This window comes from Peribacillus aracenensis (assembly GCF_025175645.1).
In the GTDB taxonomy this organism is placed as follows: Bacteria; Bacillota; Bacilli; order Bacillales; family DSM-1321; genus Peribacillus; species Peribacillus aracenensis.
In genome coordinates this window covers 1-277 of record NZ_JANZMJ010000119.1, presented here as the reverse complement: position 1 = coordinate 277, position 277 = coordinate 1, and the positions used below count along the sequence as shown (strand labels likewise).

The 277-nt window shown below is 39.0% G+C and carries 1 protein-coding gene; it reads left to right on the top strand.

Annotated features, from left to right (window positions below):
- A partial coding sequence (locus N0M92_RS29275; RefSeq protein WP_260288566.1) for an IS3 family transposase occupies positions 1 to 87 on the top strand: 87 nt, incomplete at its 5' end.
- Positions 88 to 277: the final 190 nt, after the last annotated feature.

The following is a 277-nucleotide window of genomic DNA, read 5'->3' as shown; positions in this document are numbered from 1 at the left end:
ACGTACTATAACAATTTCAGATATCAATGGAACTTAAAGAAGATGACTCCTGTTCAATACAGAAATCACCTTCTCAAAGTGGCATGACCTTTTTTAAAAATGTCCTTTACATAGGGTACAGTTTAAATATCTGGCTGACCTTATAATACGAACGGGGCAGCATTCCTGTTAGAAGGATGTTCGAGGTCTTGAAAGAAAAAGAGCCCTCTTGTATGATGCATGAGTGTCAACGACCATTGACCCAGCATCAAACAAGGAGGACTTCTCTATGCAGTTT